Genomic DNA, 15,912 nt, shown 5'->3' with positions numbered 1-15,912 from the left:
ACGGATATGGTGAAAAAATGGCGTTACACACTCCTGCTTGCATTTATTTTTCCTGTCCTTTTACAGGGAAGAACTACGGTCAATGTGAAGCAAACCACCCTGGATCCGGGTGTAGAAATATCTGTACATGAACTGTATGGATATCCCTGGATTTCCGCTTCAGAATTTCTGTTAAACCTAAGTGAAGACCCCTTGTCAGACACAACAAGCTGGGCAGCCAACGGTCGATTGGGCGGACACCTGGTCACAATTCACGGTGGTAGTGCCTTTATTCACCTGGATGTCAGTACTTATCACCTCCCGGCTCCGGTAGAGCGTTACGGAAAGGAACTTTTGGTCCCCCTTTACGAGTGGATCCGATTTCTCCATACCCGTATCTATCCGGACCTGACTTTTTCACCAGAACGACGAACCCTGATTCTTGAACCTGAATCTTACAGCATACGGGATATTGTCATCCAGAATTTCAAGAATGGGTCCACGCTTCGCATTGAAACCACCCGGCTTTTTCAGGAACAGGACATCAATATCTGGGAGGGGCGCAACGGTTGGCTTTACTGCACAATCTATGGGGCAACGGGAGATACCATCCAGCTTAACAGGACCTATGATTCAGGTATTCTTCGTGGCATCATACCCATTCAATCCGGTGAAACGTTTCAGCTTTCTATCCGCCTGCGAAATGCCATATCAGGATATGATTTTTACATTGATCCCGAAACCCGGAGTATCAATATCAATTTAAGAAAACCCTCTTCGCTGTCTGCATCTGAACGGACCCTGGAAGCATCGGAAAAATGGCTGATCGATACGATTGTTCTGGATGCAGGCCACGGAGGAAGGGATCCGGGCGCTCTGGGGGCAGACGGCACCCGGGAAAAAGATATTACTTTAGACATAACCCTCCGTTTAGGGCGTTTGCTTGAACGGGAGCTGGGTACCCATGTGGTATACACCCGAAAAACCGATGTGTTCATCCCCCTGCATCAGCGGCCCAAAATAGCCAATAACGCAAACGGAAAGCTTTTTATCAGTATTCATTGTAACAGTCATGACAACCGGCGGGCCAGCGGCAGTGAAACCTTTTTACTGGCACCCCGGCTGACAGAAGAGGCGATAAAAATCGCCGAAACAGAAAACCAGGTGATCCGTCTGGAAGAAAACCAGGAAATCTATGAAAAAATTACAAATGAACAGTATATCCTGGCGGCCATGGCTCAAAGTGCCTTCATGAAAGAGAGTGAAGATCTGGCGGCTTTGGTGGAAAAAAATTATATCCGAAATCTGAAAACAACATCCCGTGGTGTGAAACAAGCCGGCTTTTATGTGCTCCTGGGGGCTTCCATGCCCAATATCCTGACTGAAGTCAGCTTCATTTCTAATAAAACAGAACTGCAAAAACTGAAACGTGCTTCATACCGGCAGAAAATTGCCGAATCCCTTTTTCAGGCGATTAAGGAATTTAAAGATAAATATGAAAAAGATATTCCCAACCACTGATCTGGCCCGGTTGCCGGTGGGAATTTTCGATAGCGGACTGGGCGGACTCACCGTTTATCGTCAAATTCGAACTCTGTTACCATCGGAAAACATTATTTATCTTGGAGATACGGCGCGGGTTCCTTATGGATCCAAAAGTACCGGTACCATTCGCGATTTTGCCATACAAATTACTCGGTTTTTATTGGACCAGCCTGTGAAAGCCATTGTTGTCGCCTGTAATACGGCATCGAGTCTTGCATTGGATGCCGTTCGTTCTCTGACAGATCTTCCCGTTGTCAATGTCATCGATCCCGGTGTTCAGGAAGCCGTGAATGCAACTCATAACGGACATGTGGCCGTCATTGGAACAACAGCAACTATTGAAAGTGGAGCCTATGCAGCACGTGTGCAGGCGATGAATCCGGATATTCAGATTCATGCTGCAGCCTGTCCCCTCTTTGTCCCCCTCGTGGAAGAAGGTTGGGAAAATCACCCGATAACCCAACAGATTGCCCGGGAATATTTGGATCCTTTGGTTCAGGAGAATATTGACACCCTGATCCTGGGTTGTACCCATTATCCCATCCTGAAGCCTGCTTTAAAAAAGATCCTTCCCTCTCATATCACCATCGTGGATTCATCACGGGTCGTCGCCCGAACCCTTAAAGAAGCTTTGACTTTACACGATGTGTTACATGCACAGACAAAGCCAGGTACAGATCTTTTTTATGTAACCGATTTCCCCCGGAAATTTCAGGCTATCAGCAGTCGTTTTCTGGGATATGAACCAGACCATGTCCAAAAAATTCCCATTGAAACCCTGAACCGGTATTCCCTCAGAAAAGAATGAAAGACTATTTAAATGAGCTGTACGCCAGGCTTGGCGGGCAGATGAAGCTGGGACTGGGGCGTACCCTGGAATTTATGGCATGGCTTCAACATCCCGAGCAGGCATTTCCCGCAATTCATGTGGCCGGGACAAACGGCAAAGGCTCTGTTGTGGCTTTAAGTGAAGCAATTTTACGCCATAGCGGTTTTCTGACAGGTCGTTTTACATCCCCCCATCTTGTCCATTTTAACGAACGAATCCGGATCAATGGTCATCCTGTATCTGAAGAACGGATCGAATCATTGATTACCCAATGGCGTCCCTGGCTGGACTCTCATGACATTTCCTTTTTTGAAATCACCACAGGACTTGCCTTTCATCTTTTCCGTGAGGAAGCCGTCAACGCTGCGGTGGTGGAAACCGGGCTGGGCGGCCGGCTGGACTCCACCAATGTTCTCACCCCAAAGGTCACCGTCATCACATCCATAAACCGGGATCATACCCGGATTTTAGGGGATACACTGGATTTGATTGCTGCTGAAAAAGCAGGTATTATTAAAAATGAAACTCCCCTTGTAACCTGTTATCACGATCCTCTCGTCATGGCAGTACTGGAAGATAAAACCAAAGAAAAGAAGGCACCTTTGTATATTACACAACCTGAAGACTATATCCGGGATGTCCGGTTAAAACCCAGGGGTATGTCCCTGTGCCTGCAAGAGACCAGGGAGTGGGTAGATACTCCACTGGCGGGGTTTCACCAATTGGAAAACTTTGCCCTGGCTATAAAAGCCTGTGAAATTTTTACGGAAGGTTTTTTGCCGTTAACCGCTATCATAAAAGGACTTACAACAGTCCAGTGGAAAGGGCGATTTGAACTTTTATCGGAAAAACCACTGGTTTACTACGACGTAGCCCACAATCCGGCTGGCGTGCAACGCTTAAAAGAACTCGTTCGAAATCTTTACCCAAATAAGCCGCTCACCCTTGTCATCGGTATGCTGGGAGATAAAGAAACCCATGAAATTGTGGATATTCTTCTTCCCCATGCCCAAATTTGTTATCTTTCGCCTGTCCATTCACACAGGAGCATGACACCTGAAGCACTGGATGAACTTGCCGCAGTGCGTCCGCGAACCCGTGTTGTGCCTTCTGTGCGCCACGCCATAGAGGATGCCCTCCAAAATTCACCGGATAACGGATTAATCCTTATCTATGGCAGTCACTATATCGCCCCTGAAGTATATAAGGCTTTCTCCTGTGCATCAGACCCCGAAAGCCAGTGATCCCATGGGGTCCCAGGGATTTAGGACTACCGGCTTTTGCTCTGCAGCCTTACGCAATTCCGGGCTTAAATATTTTTTATGGATCACCACCTGATACGTGTATTCATCAAACCATGTATCCGTCATGATAAAAAATCCGTCTTTCCCGGATTTTTCACTCCAGCTGTTTTCAACCTTCCAGCGCACCGGCTTATCCTTGACACAATGAACACCGGTAAAAACCATGGCGTGCGTTAACATACTTTCGCCATAATCCAGACGCCCGGCCTTATCAAGATCAAAGGAGGTCTCAAGGGCATCCTCATAGAGATAGAGATCCGTCGCCATGATTCCGCTTTCACGGTCCGACAACTGTCCGACATCACACCCAAACCAGACCGGTTCCCCGGCTTTCAACTGTGCAAGTGTCAGGGATTTCAGGGTTTGAATATCTACATTCAGGTATTTAACAGGACGCCCCTCCAAAACACTTCCCAGGAATTGAACCGTATATGTTTTCATGAAGGGTTTGTCCTTGGTCGGCGCATGTATGATACTGATATAATCTGCCGGTTTACTTTCAAGGTATTTTTCACAAAATGTCACGGGGGTTAAATTCCGGTCTTCATGATATTTTTTATCATCATCTCTGTATTCAAAATCAAAGGTTACAGGTGGTTTCCCCAAAAAGGAGACCAGCATATCATAGATTTTTTCAAGGATCTTTTCCTTTTCTTTCCGAAGGTCATCCTCACCGGTACCCTGGGCCGCCATTTTTCGCAAACTAGAAGCTGAGGCCCTGAGCTTGAGTGTAAGAAGTTGATTCATCCGGTGTGTATTGCTGCTATGGAAGGTTTCAGGCATCGCCTGTTTGGGAACAATCCCGTATTTTTCCACCAATCCTGCAAACATATCCCATTGGCCGCCATCCTGAACCGGATCCTGCATCAGCCACATCACAATCCGGCTGTCGGTTTCTTCATGGCGGGTTTCAATGATATTTTCCAGGAAATAATTGGATTTTTCAAATTTGTCCCAAAACAAAGGATAACTCTGGGAAAGTTCAAAATCCTTTACTTTGATCTTTTGGGCAATTGCATAACGAAAGGTGTTCAGGGCAGCAAAGATCCAGCAGCGGCCGCTTTTCTCCTGGTTGGTGATCTTCCCGGTGGGAATTTCATGTGAGAATGCAAAAACATTCTCTACCAGGGAATCGTGGCTTAACACTGTTTTATCAATGCCGTTTTGAATCATGCTGTTTCTGAGAACGCGTTTGTGAGGATTGTCCGGCAAATTTTCCCTGCATCGGGAGAGAAATTGAGTCGTCATGTGTCTTTTTGTCATGTGTATTACCTTTCCAGAAATGTGTGAATGACAGGTATCACTCTGTTTATTTCCGGTGTGATACCCAAATGTCCATATTTGTTATCCAGAATGAAAGTTTCTGCATTTAACTGCTCTGCAAGATCCAGAGCCGGTTGTGGCATAACCAGGTGATCCTGACGGTTTACAATGATCAGAAGGTCTGCGATGGCTTCAGAAACAGCCTCATCATACCCATTTTCAAAGGATTGTCCAATATTGTGGCTCATCATGGCTTTTAGCTGGCATTCCCAGTTATAACTGTTAAAAACCCGACCCGAAGATTGCTCATATTTTGTCAGATAGTTTTCAAAATCTTCCACGGGAATCTCAGTCACCAGGTATTCCGGTGTCCGGGCGACCAGATCCTGAGACATATCCAGCAACATCATCAGGCGCTCTTCGGGAACCTTGTACCTCCGTGCCGTTTGAATCAGCCGAAGTTGAAATTCTTTGTGGAGCAGGTCCCTGGATGTCATGCGGGGTGTGCTTACATAAGCAATAACCTTATCCATAAAAGAGGGATACGTGACCAGCCACTCAAAAGCCTGCATGCCCCCCATGGATCCACCCACAACAGCATACACATGATTCAGACGAAGGGTTTGGGTGAGAACCAGGTACTGGGCCCGAACCATATCCAGAATCGTCAATTCCGGGAACAATCCCTCTTTTTGGGTGATGCTGTTGGATGGTGAAGAGGAAATCCCATTACCGAAGGCATCCATAATAATGATGGTAAATCGGGTTGTATCAATATAGTTATACGTCCGGATCAGTCCTTCCACATGTTCCGATGTACCCCCAAACCAGGTGGGAAATATGATAATCTCATCTTTGTTCCGAGGGAAATCTCCCACAATACGGTATCCCACGCGGCAATTCTCAATGACATCACCGCCATAGAGCCTAAAATTGCCAATATCGGCAAATTGCTGGGAAGATGCTCCCTGGAGCACGGAAATACCGATAATGACAAGTATCAGCCATCTGTATTTCATCATGTCGTCCTCCGGTGCTTGCTTTACAGTTGCTGAAGCATAAAGTTATATTTTTCCAACTTCTTTTTCCATGCATTCTCTTTGCTGTTTCGTTTCAGAGCTCCATGATGCAAAACCGTCAGTTTGTGAATCAATTCACGCAAGACCGCCTCTGTTTTATCCCTTGAAAGATCAGGATTACCGGTGAGTATTTTTTCCAGGGCTATCACCCGAAAACGATCCATTCCCCACACAGACCTGGAAAGTTGATCCGCATGTCCTCCATATTTGATAATACCTGCTTCAGGCAGAAGTCCTACTGGTTCATGAAGTGATATCCGAAGCCATAAATCATAATCTTCACAGACGGGAAACGATTCATCAAAGCCACCGGTTTCTTCAAAGAGTTGCCGATCAAAGAGTACGGCTGAAGGGCTTACCAGACAACGTTTCAGACTGGGGAAAAAAATATCACCGTGTATTTTTGTGTGTTTTTTCATGGGATTAACCCGTTTTCCCCTGCGGATCCAGATTTCCTGCGTTTGGCAGATCCTGTATGAGGGATTTTCTTTCAACCAGGTCTGTTGAAGAGCCAGTTTATCCGGTAACCATTCATCGTCACTGTCCAATAAAGCAATCCAGTTCCCGGATGAAACCCGGATTCCCCGGTTCCGGGCGGCTGAAACCCCTTTGTTTTCCTGATATACAACCTGAATATTTTCTCCATAATCCGCTAATATAGATGGAGTTGTGTCCGTTGACCCATCATCAACAACAATTATTTCATCTGCCGGTCGGTTTTGATTTAACACACTGTCTATAGCCCGCCGGATATATCCTTCACGATTATACACAGGAATGATAACGGAAATGCGCATCACGGGTTTCATCATAAAAGGGCTTTCGCTAACTGTTTTGAACAGGCGGACATGTGTTGTTTTACATCACTTTGCGATTGGGGGCCGACCCGGTCACTCACACATTTGAGTACATAGGCAGGAAATCCATGTTTTCCGGCCCAGTTTAGTACCACCCAGGCTTCCATATCCACAATATCCGCCTTGAACTGACGGATTAAATGACTTCTGAATTCATGTGTGTTTTCGCTATTACCTACTGTGATACAGGTGTTTACAGTCTGAATGTCTGAACTGATATTTGTGGATTTTTGAATTGTTTTGTCCCATTGTGAAATAACCTGTTCCGGCACCACAAGGTCTCGTGGAAACACATCCTCCCTCAGGGAACCGCAAGTCCCGGCATTCACAATCTGTGAAATGTTCATATCCGGCAAAAGGGCATCCAAGGTCTGCTGAACTGAGGCCGGACCGATTCCCGTCTGTAACAGGTAAAACGGAATTTCTTGCCATATCACCTGATACAAGTGCTTTCTTTTACTCAACGAATGATGGCTTTTAACTTCAACTTTACGAAATACGTCCCGCATTTCACCTTTCAATGCAAAGACAAGGACCGTTTGAGGTAAAATAAGGGTCATGGTATAAATTAGAATAATCTTTTCTGCTTTTCCCCGTTTTTTAAAAAGAGATCCTTTAGGATATGCTTTGTTTATTCAACTTCTTCCCAGCGATTGTCTACTGAGGTTTTCTCCAGACCGTTATGATCGGTAATATATTCCTGTAGTGCCTGGCGAATCATGATACTTGTATCAAGACGTTGATCTTCGGGGATTTCCGTTACACGGCCATATCCCGAATTCCCTTCCGCCAGATAATCGGATATCGCCATAGTATAGGTTGCGTCAGGATCAAAGGGTTTGCCCTGAATAGAATGAATGGTTACCCGATCACCGTTGGGTTTTTGGCGGTCTACAGTTACCTGAAGGCCGCTTACCAGCATTCCCCTCGAATTTCCTGAGACACGGTCTTCAATCAGCCGGTCAATAAAAGAACCTGAAACCTGGAATACGGTAATATTATTCCCAAAAGGAAGGACATTAAAGAGGTCTGCCGGGGTAAGAGGACCCGCATTTAAATCAGCCCGGACTCCACCGAAATTGGAAAAGGCCACATCAGCTCCGGCAACAGTGGTCATCGCATCACAAATCATATTTCCCAGCAGGGATTGACCTTCGGAGCTTCGTCTGAGAGGTTTGGGTAAAACAGTGAGTACTTCATGAAAACCCTCTTCGGCTTTGGCTTTCTCTGCCGAGAGGATGGAATCGGCCTTTTCGTCCAGCCAGAATTCATCCTCGACCATCGTGATCAAAGCGCTGTTATCAACGGCAAAATCATAGCCTGCCAGTTCTTTGGTTTCTTTATGGATATAGACATTGACATGTCCCACATTGGTCCCGTTGGCATAATTCTGAAAAATAAGGGTATGATTGACCGGATCCACATAAGGTTCATAAAACCCTTTGTGGACATGGCCTGAAAACATGATATCAATATCGGGCGTCATGGCTGCAATTTCCAGGGCATTGGGGCCGTGTTTGTCCGGACGGATCGCCCCTTGTCTCATATCTTCCAGAAGTTCCTGATAGGCGACTTTCCGGTCGTAGGGTGTCCAGGCATGGGTTTCAACGATGATCATATCGGCACCCATCTCTTTTAAGCGGGGTACCCATCTCCGGGCTGTTTCAATTTCAGGCAGAAAAGTGAGTCCGGCGACATGATCCGGAAAGCTTAAATCCGGAGTAACAGTTGTAGAAATCCCCAGGATGGCTATTTGTATTCCGGCCGCATCCACCATCACATAGGGGTCCAGATAATCCGGAATCTGCCCGGTGGAATCCTGAATAATATTGGCTCCAAGGAAGGGAAAATTTGCCTGTGCTGCCCGGGCCTTGAGCACATCCAGGCCCAGATCAAAATCATGGTTTCCCACCGTCATGGCATCATATCCGGCCATATTCATGTACTTGATCACTGCTTCGCCTTCGGTACGGGATCCGATGGGGCGGCCTGAGAAAAAATCACCGGCATCCACAACAAGCACAGGAGTATTTTCTTTTTCAGCTTTTTCCCGGACGGCATCAATATAATGGACCACGGCCGCGCCGCCTCCAATGAGGGGTGGAAACTCAGGATTCATAAACCGGGCTTCCATCCGGTCTACCCCTCCATGGATATCATTGGTAAAAATAAGGGTGATCTTTTGATATTCTTCTTCAGGATATTCCCGGCTTCCCCACAATCCGGAAACAGAGATCAGAATAAAAAACAAGATGTATGTGAATCGTCTCATAAGTCTTTCCCGTTTTGATTTACAGGGAATACGTCAGGGTTGCCATGACGCGTACTCCGGCTTCCCGGACCTTATCCCGGGCAACCCGGACTTCCCCTTCGATGGGGAACAGGTCGTTATAATGGTAAATGGATTCATACCAGGACACATTCAGATCCAAAACCAATGTTTCAATCTGATAGCCTGTTCCAAAATGGATTTCACTCCGGTTCAATTCATTCCGGACAGGGCTTTCCGTATATGAAAAACCGGCACGCATGGGAATTCCGGAAGAAAACACATGTTCGGCGCCGATTCTGAAGGCCCAGCAATGTTCCCAGTCCGGCGAAAACGTCGTAGTATCGGCCCCCTGATATTCATTTTCCAGTCCTCCCCACAGCGTCAGATCCGCCTGGGCAAAGAGTTCTGTCTTTAAAATATTTTCCGGGATATACCGCAAGCCCATGGATACGGTATTGGGCCTTTGAACTGTTTGTTTGACAATGGACCTGTCCACCGTATAGGCAGGCATCATCAGCGAACTGTCCATATAAGCAATGACACCGGGGTTTTCGAATTCAACTTCTCCAGCCAGGGTATAGGCCAGTTGAAGGGTGTGTCGCTTTGTCAGATTAAATACCAGTCCCGTCCGAAGGTCCATGCCTCCCTGAAAATCGGTATCAAACAGGGAGTATGTCGTTGTATCCGATGCCAGACGGTCGTCAGGGCGGTCAATCACCGTTACACCGAGTCCCCGTTCAATACGGTTTCCCATAAGCTTTGTTGCACTGACACCCATCTGAAGCCATTGAAATGCAGCAGGAGACCAGGCAGCTCCCACACTCAGGCCATTGATTTGCCCCGAAAAAGTCACCTGATGATACCCTACCAAAGGATCCCGGTTATAATCGTAGGTAGCGCTTCGGATTTCTTCTTCATAGATATAATTGAGATTTCTGACAGGAGTATATCCCAGTAATACAGACCAGGTGTTCTGTCCATATCCAGCAAAAAAACCGGCATCAGAAATCCAGTAGCGGTTGTGCACATAATCGTTATCTGTCAGAAAATCGCCGAAGGTATCCTGAACGGGAAATGAGCGCCGCTCTCTAAGGTGCCATCCCTTGCCGGTCAGGGCAAGGCGAAGGCCTGGCATGTGCAATGCAACGGCCGGATTGGATGTGATGGCAGACGGATGTCCCCACTCGGCCAGGGCTGTTCCTCCCAGGGCATTGGCCCGGGCGCTGTGATACGGGTTATTGTTCAGAAGAACGTTGGAATAAAATGTCTGACCATGGGCCAGGGAAGCAATCAGCAGGATGCCTGCCAGGATTTTCATGTGTCTTGTCCTATGTATTTCTTTTCTTTTCATGTATAGCTCCGTTCATTCAACACGTCATTAAAACCGGTAATCCAGCTGAATTCTAAAATCATTGTACGTTTCCCGTGCTGTGATATCCGTTATTTCATAGTCTCCGGAACCGGTGGGTACAATACCACCCACATAGTTGCCCATGGTACCATGGCGGTCAAAGGAGTATTTAAAGCGGGCGGAAAGGTTGGGGCTCAATCTGGAAAAAAAGGCAATCCAACCGTGGAAGGCTTCTGAATCGGCGTTAAAAACACGGAAATCCGTATCCTCAAAATTCCAGATGAATCCTTCATAGATCATCATTTGTCCCATAACTTTGAAACGATCATTGAAATTGTGTGTCACCTGGGCGGCGATAGCTTTGCTGGGACTTCCGGCATTTCCTACCATGGAGGTTCCTCCGGCAGTATTGGCTGTCAGGCGGGGCCGGGGATTAAAGGCTGTGTATCCTGTTGCCAGCAAAAGACGGAGTTCATTGTAACGGGACATGCGCATAACACCTTCCAGGCGGGTTTCCGTGGACTCGTATCCTGTTGGGGCAAATATGTTCTGACCGCCCCGGCTCTGCCACTTTTGCCGCAGGCGGAAACGGTAATTAAATACAGGGCGATATTCCAGGTTGAAAACCAGGCGATTATATTTGGACTGATCCGCAACCCGGGTCCAGATATCATGTTCAACCGTCGTGACAAACTGACGGTGAAACTGATAGCGCAAGTTGTAATAAAATCCCCGCTCTGCCTGGGGTTGTGACGCTCCGGTGTAGAGAAATCCCAGAGAAGGGTCTTTCAAATAGAAAACATCCTCAAAAATGGTACTTTTATACCGCTGGTAATTGGAAAAGGAGCGCTGGTAGGGGTTATCATATGCCAGATCATAATCACGGTAGAGAAGGAGAATATTAAAATTATCAAACTGCCAATACATATTCACAACCCAGGCCATGGGATCATCCTTTAAATCAAATACAGCCCCGTCATGGTCCAGAATGCCGATTTCACCCTGGAGCACCAGATTTTTATAAACCGTTGAAAAATCCCCGCCCAGGACCCGTCTGTAGGATTTTGCTTTTCCCCAGAGGCCTGATTCACCACTGTTTTCATAGATTGATGCAATTTCCGTATCGGCGGAATTTCCCATGTGGTTCAGATAATATCCCATGTTTTCCGGTGCGACGACTGATTGGATTTGAAAATCTTTTTCCCGGTCATACAAACTTTCATAGGCTGTCATGCCCACATGTGTGCTTGTATTCACCCGCCACCGCAAATTTGATCCATAAATTAGTTCATCCACTGTCCGGGTGAGGGGTTCTGACAGCTGTCCATTCAGCCCATATTCATACCGGGGTTCCATCCGGATAAGCATGGAAAAGGATTCATCTGCATTCAGTACGGCATCCCGGGATTCAAAACTCACAAAAGGAGTGAAATACAGGGAATTCCATTGAAATTCCCCAGTCAGGCCACGAAGTGGAACATAGGTGTTTTTGGAAACATCGCCTGAAATACCATACAATCGCTTCCGCCAACCATAGCCGCTTTTCCGGGGTGTAAAATAATCCACCGATTCCATAATCACACCCTGGCCAAAAGCCGCCACATAATTTCCGGCAATCAGTTTATTCACGTGAAATTCACCGTTTGGGACCGGTTCGTAGGATAAAAATGCTTTCACCCGGGGAATCCGGCCCAGGGAACCCAGCTGATAATATTCATCGCCTTGTCCCAGGGGACGGTTATACGAGAGCCCGCCGGACCAAGAATTTCCTTTGTTGATTAAAAGTTTGTGATAAATATCCAGGGGCGTTGTTCTTGACTGGAACATCTGTAGGGATTCTGCATCTTCGTCGGGGACTATGTTTTGCTGGGAATTTTTTACTGTAGCATTGTAATAGCCGTGCCAACCTTTATCCTCATCATCCGTAAAGCGGACATAATCACCGATATTGCTATAACCGTAATAGGAGAGGCCTTCAATACTCCGGAGATCTCTGGCTGATGTAATGGATTGATCAGAGGCAATGAATTTTTCCACGGCCACCGCATCTACGGGAGACACACCCGGCAAATTCATAAAATCGAAATAATCCATCCGGTTCACATTTTCAGGTGAACTCAAAAGCCGGATCCATTCTTCCACCAGTCCTTCTGAGGATCCTTCAGAAAACGTCATTCGTTCAAGTTGATAGTAATTATCTTCAAAGCGCTGTTCTTCTGCTGTTAAAAGTATGGGGAAAACGGCCACCTGTTTTTTCAGCAGCACAAACTCTTCATGGCTGACCCCTTCCAGGGTTGATAATTCATAGATGTTTTCAAATCCGCCGTGGTAAAGCCTGTAATCCAGAATGGCGTCAACAGCCTCGTCTGAAAGACCGAGTTCATACAGGGCGTTGGCGTCCATCGTGTTTAAATCGGGTTTTGCAGCAAACAGGATCGTCAGGCTCAGGAAGAGGATGCATACCACACGCCGTATTTTACCTGTGTTGTTCATCAGCATTACCGGTCTTGTTGTTTCATCTGAAAATGGAGGGAAAACATGTGTGTCAGGGGCAAAACAGGGTGAGTAATCAGGGCATAATCCACATGTCCCCAATCCGTATGGATACCTGCGCCCAGGGCCAGCTGGCTGGGTTCATGTGAAAGCCCTGTACGGAGAACCAGCCATTCCAGCACATAGTATTCGAGTCCGGCATGGATTTGAAATTCATCCCGTCCCATGATTTTTTCAATTGACCAGCTCGTGGTCATGCCATAGTAGGGCTGGTATCCAATACCGATTTCCAGTTTTGAAGGAATGGATTGAGATGTCCCGGAGGATCCAAGGGCAGGGTCATTCACATTTTTCAGAAAAAATCCCGCCCATGCCCGGGAACGCAGACTCGCTTTCATACCCACATCCAATCCCCAGGTTGCACCGGATCCCAGGGAAACACCATCTGAACCATCTCCGGTTTGCCCGGCGGATTGGGATCCATAATCCATCTGAAGGAAATTGATATTATATCCAAGGGCCAGGGAGGACCGGAGGTCTTTCTGAAGGTAAAAGGCGTGAGAGAGTCCTACCCGGATTTCCGATGAGAGATTATTGCCTGAGTAGCTCATCTGTCCTGCATATCCTGACAAAGCCACAGAACCCAGAGATTTTGGCAGGGCGGCAGCCAGGACGGCCCGGGTGTTTTTCGTAAAGGTTTGCGAAAAAGGCTGGGAATAGTCCACGGCAAAGCCGGGCTGTTCCCGGTCCGCCAGGCCCGCAGGGTTTACGTCAGGGCTCCAGATACCGGAAGAAACTGCTGTACCTGACCCGCCAATACCTGCATCAGCCACAGATCCGTACCAGTAATCCGTAAAAACCTGTCCATTGGCAATGCCCGACAACAAAGAAAACAAGAGGAACAGGCTTAAGTGTTTTATTTTTTTCATAATCTTCTCTTAAAATCTTACCGCAATTACAAAAGGTGCAAGGTCATACGTAACGTTTCCCGTCTCTCTGTCCGTCCCTTCCAGGTGCATAATATACTGACCGGGAGTCAGAAGTCTTCCGGCGGCATCTCTGCCGTCCCAGGTCCGGGTAATTTGCCGGCTGAGTCCTTTAAATTCATCAAAGAGTGTGGCCACATGCCGGCCGGACATATCATAAACCCTCAGGACCAGTCTGACGCCCGAGGGGAAGCCGAAGGTATACTGAAGTGTTTCTCCGGCCTGGGGGACAAAGGGATAGGGGGCAATATCCAAAGATACCCCGGCATCCCATTCACTGCCTTCCTGCCAGGGAGCAAAATCTTCTGCATAAGCCGCCAGTAATTGAGGGGTTTCGTTGTAGATTCCCCCCACGGCCTTTACAGAAATCATATTTCCGGACTGAAGTAAACTGTCCAGATCATCGTTGATCACACTTCCGGATTCATTCACCAGAATATTGGTAGAATTCCAAATACGAATCGTCACCGAGCCGGTCCCGTCATCAATATCAATGTTGGACCCGCCGCCGATATTATCACTCCGTGAAGAAATCCGCCCGGACAAGGCTAAAAAGGTCCCTTCATATTCAGCCGGATCGCGGCGCAACACTTCAATAGAAATACTCAGGGGATCCGGCACGGGAGCCGTTCCCATCACGGTATAGGATGATATCACCAGTTCCTTCACTCCGTTGTACTCTTCCAGGGTTCCGGTAATTTCCACATCGGTACTCCGGGGAAGGTCAATCATGGAGGGGCTGTAAACATTGATACCCCGGCCTGATCCATCCTGAAAATAGGCGGATAACCGGTCTGTCCGGAGTTTACCGGATCCAATGGTCATGATACCTCGAAGAGTTACCGTTTCACCGTCATAGGCATCAAAATTGTCCCGCACATCCCGGATTGTCAAGACTTCCGGCGGTTCACTGATGCTTACACTCTGGACAATAGAGGAATCCAACAGTCCCCAGCCGTTTTCTGCTTTCGCGTAATACAGAAGCTGTCCGGCATGTTCCGGAGGAGGCATTTGAAAGGAATAATTTCCTGTGCTCACTTCCTGCATCGGGTGTTCTTGCCGCACATCATCAAAACGGGTTACCAGAAACACCGACAGGGATCCGGATTCATCCGTCACAGACACCTGAAATGTCAGCGTATCTTCCGTTGTCGGATTGGCCGGTGAGACCTGCACAGCGGTGATATCCGGCTTGGATTCGGTTTTATCCACCACATCCCAGGTCACATCCAGGGGTTCTCCCGTTTCGTCGTGGCCTGTGATTCCATTCCCTCCGGAAGCCGGTTCGCTGCCTTCATCGCTGTGAATCATTTTCTGATCCACACCATGGACACTTGCATAGGACTGTTGTGAAACGGGTGTATCTGCAAGATATCCGGAAACACCGCCTTTGTCCACTGCTTTATCCAATCCGCCATACAAAAGATAGTCCACATCCTGAACCGTGGCAGCAGATCCGTCCCAGTAAAACAGAACCAGGGTTCCTTTGATGTCATCCATATAGCCATAAGGCCGTGTAGGAATGGTGGATACGCTGGTTGATGCCGATAGAAGATCATTTTTCAGCGCCAGGTGGGGAGGATTTCCATATTCCGCCTGATAGTCAGATCGCCGGGCCAGTCCGACAATGAGGATATCACCCGGACTGAGGGTCGTGTCGGGAAAACGGGCCACAAAATCCGATGAGGATTCGGACCAAAAATCCGCCCCGGTTGGCAGGTTATAGTAGTATTTTCCATTGACCGTATCTGTGGCATCCGTCAGGTAGTAATTACCCAGTGAAATGGACTGGCTTGTGGGATTTGTAATGGCCACATATTCCGCCTGGCTTGGAAAAAGCACCAATTCGGACATATAGAGATGATCCGGTGCTCCCGTAAGCAGGACCGGCAACAGGACCACAACAGTTAAAAGCCACAAACGGCCTTGACGGTAAGTCGACATAGTGTGTCCA

The 15,912-nt window shown here is 47.5% G+C and carries 12 protein-coding genes; 3 read left to right on the top strand and 9 right to left on the bottom strand.

The window, feature by feature from the left end; all coding sequences use genetic code 11:
• Positions 1 to 6 precede the first annotated feature (6 nt).
• Genes strainIA91_RS00150 through strainIA91_RS00140 form a run of 3 tightly spaced genes read left to right on the top strand, consistent with a single transcriptional unit; the run spans position 7 to position 3,597 of the window.
• On the top strand, positions 7 to 1,500 hold the full coding sequence (locus strainIA91_RS00150) for an N-acetylmuramoyl-L-alanine amidase (RefSeq protein ID WP_400167058.1): 1,494 nt from the start codon (positions 7 to 9) through the stop codon (positions 1,498 to 1,500).
• Positions 1,475 to 2,332 (top strand): glutamate racemase, encoded by an 858-nt coding sequence (murI, locus tag strainIA91_RS00145; protein ID WP_400167057.1) that lies wholly within the window; start codon positions 1,475 to 1,477, stop codon positions 2,330 to 2,332. The genes strainIA91_RS00150 and murI overlap by 26 nt, the downstream gene beginning before the upstream one ends.
• Entirely contained in the window at positions 2,329 to 3,597 is a 1,269-nt protein-coding gene (locus strainIA91_RS00140; protein WP_400167056.1) for a bifunctional folylpolyglutamate synthase/dihydrofolate synthase, read from the top strand. The genes murI and strainIA91_RS00140 overlap by 4 nt, the downstream gene beginning before the upstream one ends.
• On the opposite strand, the gene strainIA91_RS00135 is transcribed toward strainIA91_RS00140, so the two are convergent.
• The 9 genes from strainIA91_RS00135 to strainIA91_RS00095 form a co-directional block, all read right to left on the bottom strand.
• Positions 3,577 to 4,920 carry a C1 family peptidase gene (locus strainIA91_RS00135; protein ID WP_400167055.1) on the bottom strand — a complete coding sequence of 448 codons (1,344 nt, stop codon included), beginning with the start codon at positions 4,918 to 4,920 and terminating at the stop codon, positions 3,577 to 3,579. The two genes, strainIA91_RS00140 and strainIA91_RS00135, sit on opposite strands and share 21 nt — an antisense overlap.
• 5 nt (positions 4,921 to 4,925) lie before the next feature.
• The gene (locus tag strainIA91_RS00130; RefSeq protein ID WP_400167054.1) at positions 4,926 to 5,942 is read right to left on the bottom strand and encodes an alpha/beta fold hydrolase; all 1,017 of its coding nucleotides are present in this window, start codon (positions 5,940 to 5,942) and stop codon (positions 4,926 to 4,928) included.
• Between the two features lie 20 nt (positions 5,943 to 5,962).
• The gene (locus strainIA91_RS00125; protein ID WP_400168271.1) at positions 5,963 to 6,796 is read right to left on the bottom strand and encodes a glycosyltransferase family 2 protein; all 834 of its coding nucleotides are present in this window, start codon (positions 6,794 to 6,796) and stop codon (positions 5,963 to 5,965) included.
• 11 nt (positions 6,797 to 6,807) lie between these two features.
• Positions 6,808 to 7,416 (bottom strand): hypothetical protein, encoded by a 609-nt coding sequence (locus tag strainIA91_RS00120; RefSeq protein WP_400167053.1) that lies wholly within the window; start codon positions 7,414 to 7,416, stop codon positions 6,808 to 6,810.
• A 71-nt stretch (positions 7,417 to 7,487) separates the two neighbouring features.
• Positions 7,488 to 9,128 carry a bifunctional metallophosphatase/5'-nucleotidase gene (locus strainIA91_RS00115; protein ID WP_400167052.1) on the bottom strand — a complete coding sequence of 547 codons (1,641 nt, stop codon included), beginning with the start codon at positions 9,126 to 9,128 and terminating at the stop codon, positions 7,488 to 7,490.
• Between the two features lie 19 nt (positions 9,129 to 9,147).
• On the bottom strand, positions 9,148 to 10,446 hold the full coding sequence (locus strainIA91_RS00110) for a hypothetical protein (protein ID WP_400167051.1): 1,299 nt from the start codon (positions 10,444 to 10,446) through the stop codon (positions 9,148 to 9,150).
• Positions 10,447 to 10,506: 60 nt separating this feature from the next.
• The gene (locus tag strainIA91_RS00105; RefSeq protein WP_400167050.1) at positions 10,507 to 12,972 is read right to left on the bottom strand and encodes a hypothetical protein; all 2,466 of its coding nucleotides are present in this window, start codon (positions 12,970 to 12,972) and stop codon (positions 10,507 to 10,509) included.
• 5 nt (positions 12,973 to 12,977) lie between these two features.
• Complete coding sequence (locus strainIA91_RS00100) at positions 12,978 to 13,901, bottom strand: hypothetical protein (protein WP_400167049.1); 924 nt, start codon at positions 13,899 to 13,901, stop codon at positions 12,978 to 12,980.
• A 9-nt stretch (positions 13,902 to 13,910) separates the two neighbouring features.
• Entirely contained in the window at positions 13,911 to 15,902 is a 1,992-nt protein-coding gene (locus strainIA91_RS00095) for a hypothetical protein (RefSeq protein ID WP_400167048.1), read from the bottom strand.
• Positions 15,903 to 15,912: the final 10 nt, after the last annotated feature.

This window comes from Candidatus Neomarinimicrobiota bacterium, assembly GCA_041154365.1.
Lineage (GTDB): Bacteria > Fidelibacterota > Fidelibacteria > Fidelibacterales > Fidelibacteraceae > Fidelibacter > Fidelibacter multiformis.
The sequence above is the reverse complement of the archived record's forward strand: the minus strand, read 5'-3'. Positions and strand labels throughout refer to the sequence as shown.

Coding starts and splice junctions, on each gene's coding strand:
- strainIA91_RS00150 (WP_400167058.1), top strand. CDS start 7: ATGGTGAAAAAATGGCGTTACACACTCCTGCTTGCATTTATTTTTCCT.
- murI (WP_400167057.1), top strand. CDS start 1,475: ATGAAAAAGATATTCCCAACCACTGATCTGGCCCGGTTGCCGGTGGGA.
- strainIA91_RS00140 (WP_400167056.1), top strand. CDS start 2,329: ATGAAAGACTATTTAAATGAGCTGTACGCCAGGCTTGGCGGGCAGATG.
- strainIA91_RS00135 (WP_400167055.1), bottom strand. CDS start 4,920: ATGACAAAAAGACACATGACGACTCAATTTCTCTCCCGATGCAGGGAA.
- strainIA91_RS00130 (WP_400167054.1), bottom strand. CDS start 5,942: ATGATGAAATACAGATGGCTGATACTTGTCATTATCGGTATTTCCGTG.
- strainIA91_RS00125 (WP_400168271.1), bottom strand. CDS start 6,796: ATGCGCATTTCCGTTATCATTCCTGTGTATAATCGTGAAGGATATATC.
- strainIA91_RS00120 (WP_400167053.1), bottom strand. CDS start 7,416: ATGACCCTTATTTTACCTCAAACGGTCCTTGTCTTTGCATTGAAAGGT.
- strainIA91_RS00115 (WP_400167052.1), bottom strand. CDS start 9,128: ATGAGACGATTCACATACATCTTGTTTTTTATTCTGATCTCTGTTTCC.
- strainIA91_RS00110 (WP_400167051.1), bottom strand. CDS start 10,446: ATGAAAATCCTGGCAGGCATCCTGCTGATTGCTTCCCTGGCCCATGGT.
- strainIA91_RS00105 (WP_400167050.1), bottom strand. CDS start 12,972: ATGAACAACACAGGTAAAATACGGCGTGTGGTATGCATCCTCTTCCTG.
- strainIA91_RS00100 (WP_400167049.1), bottom strand. CDS start 13,901: ATGAAAAAAATAAAACACTTAAGCCTGTTCCTCTTGTTTTCTTTGTTG.
- strainIA91_RS00095 (WP_400167048.1), bottom strand. CDS start 15,902: ATGTCGACTTACCGTCAAGGCCGTTTGTGGCTTTTAACTGTTGTGGTC.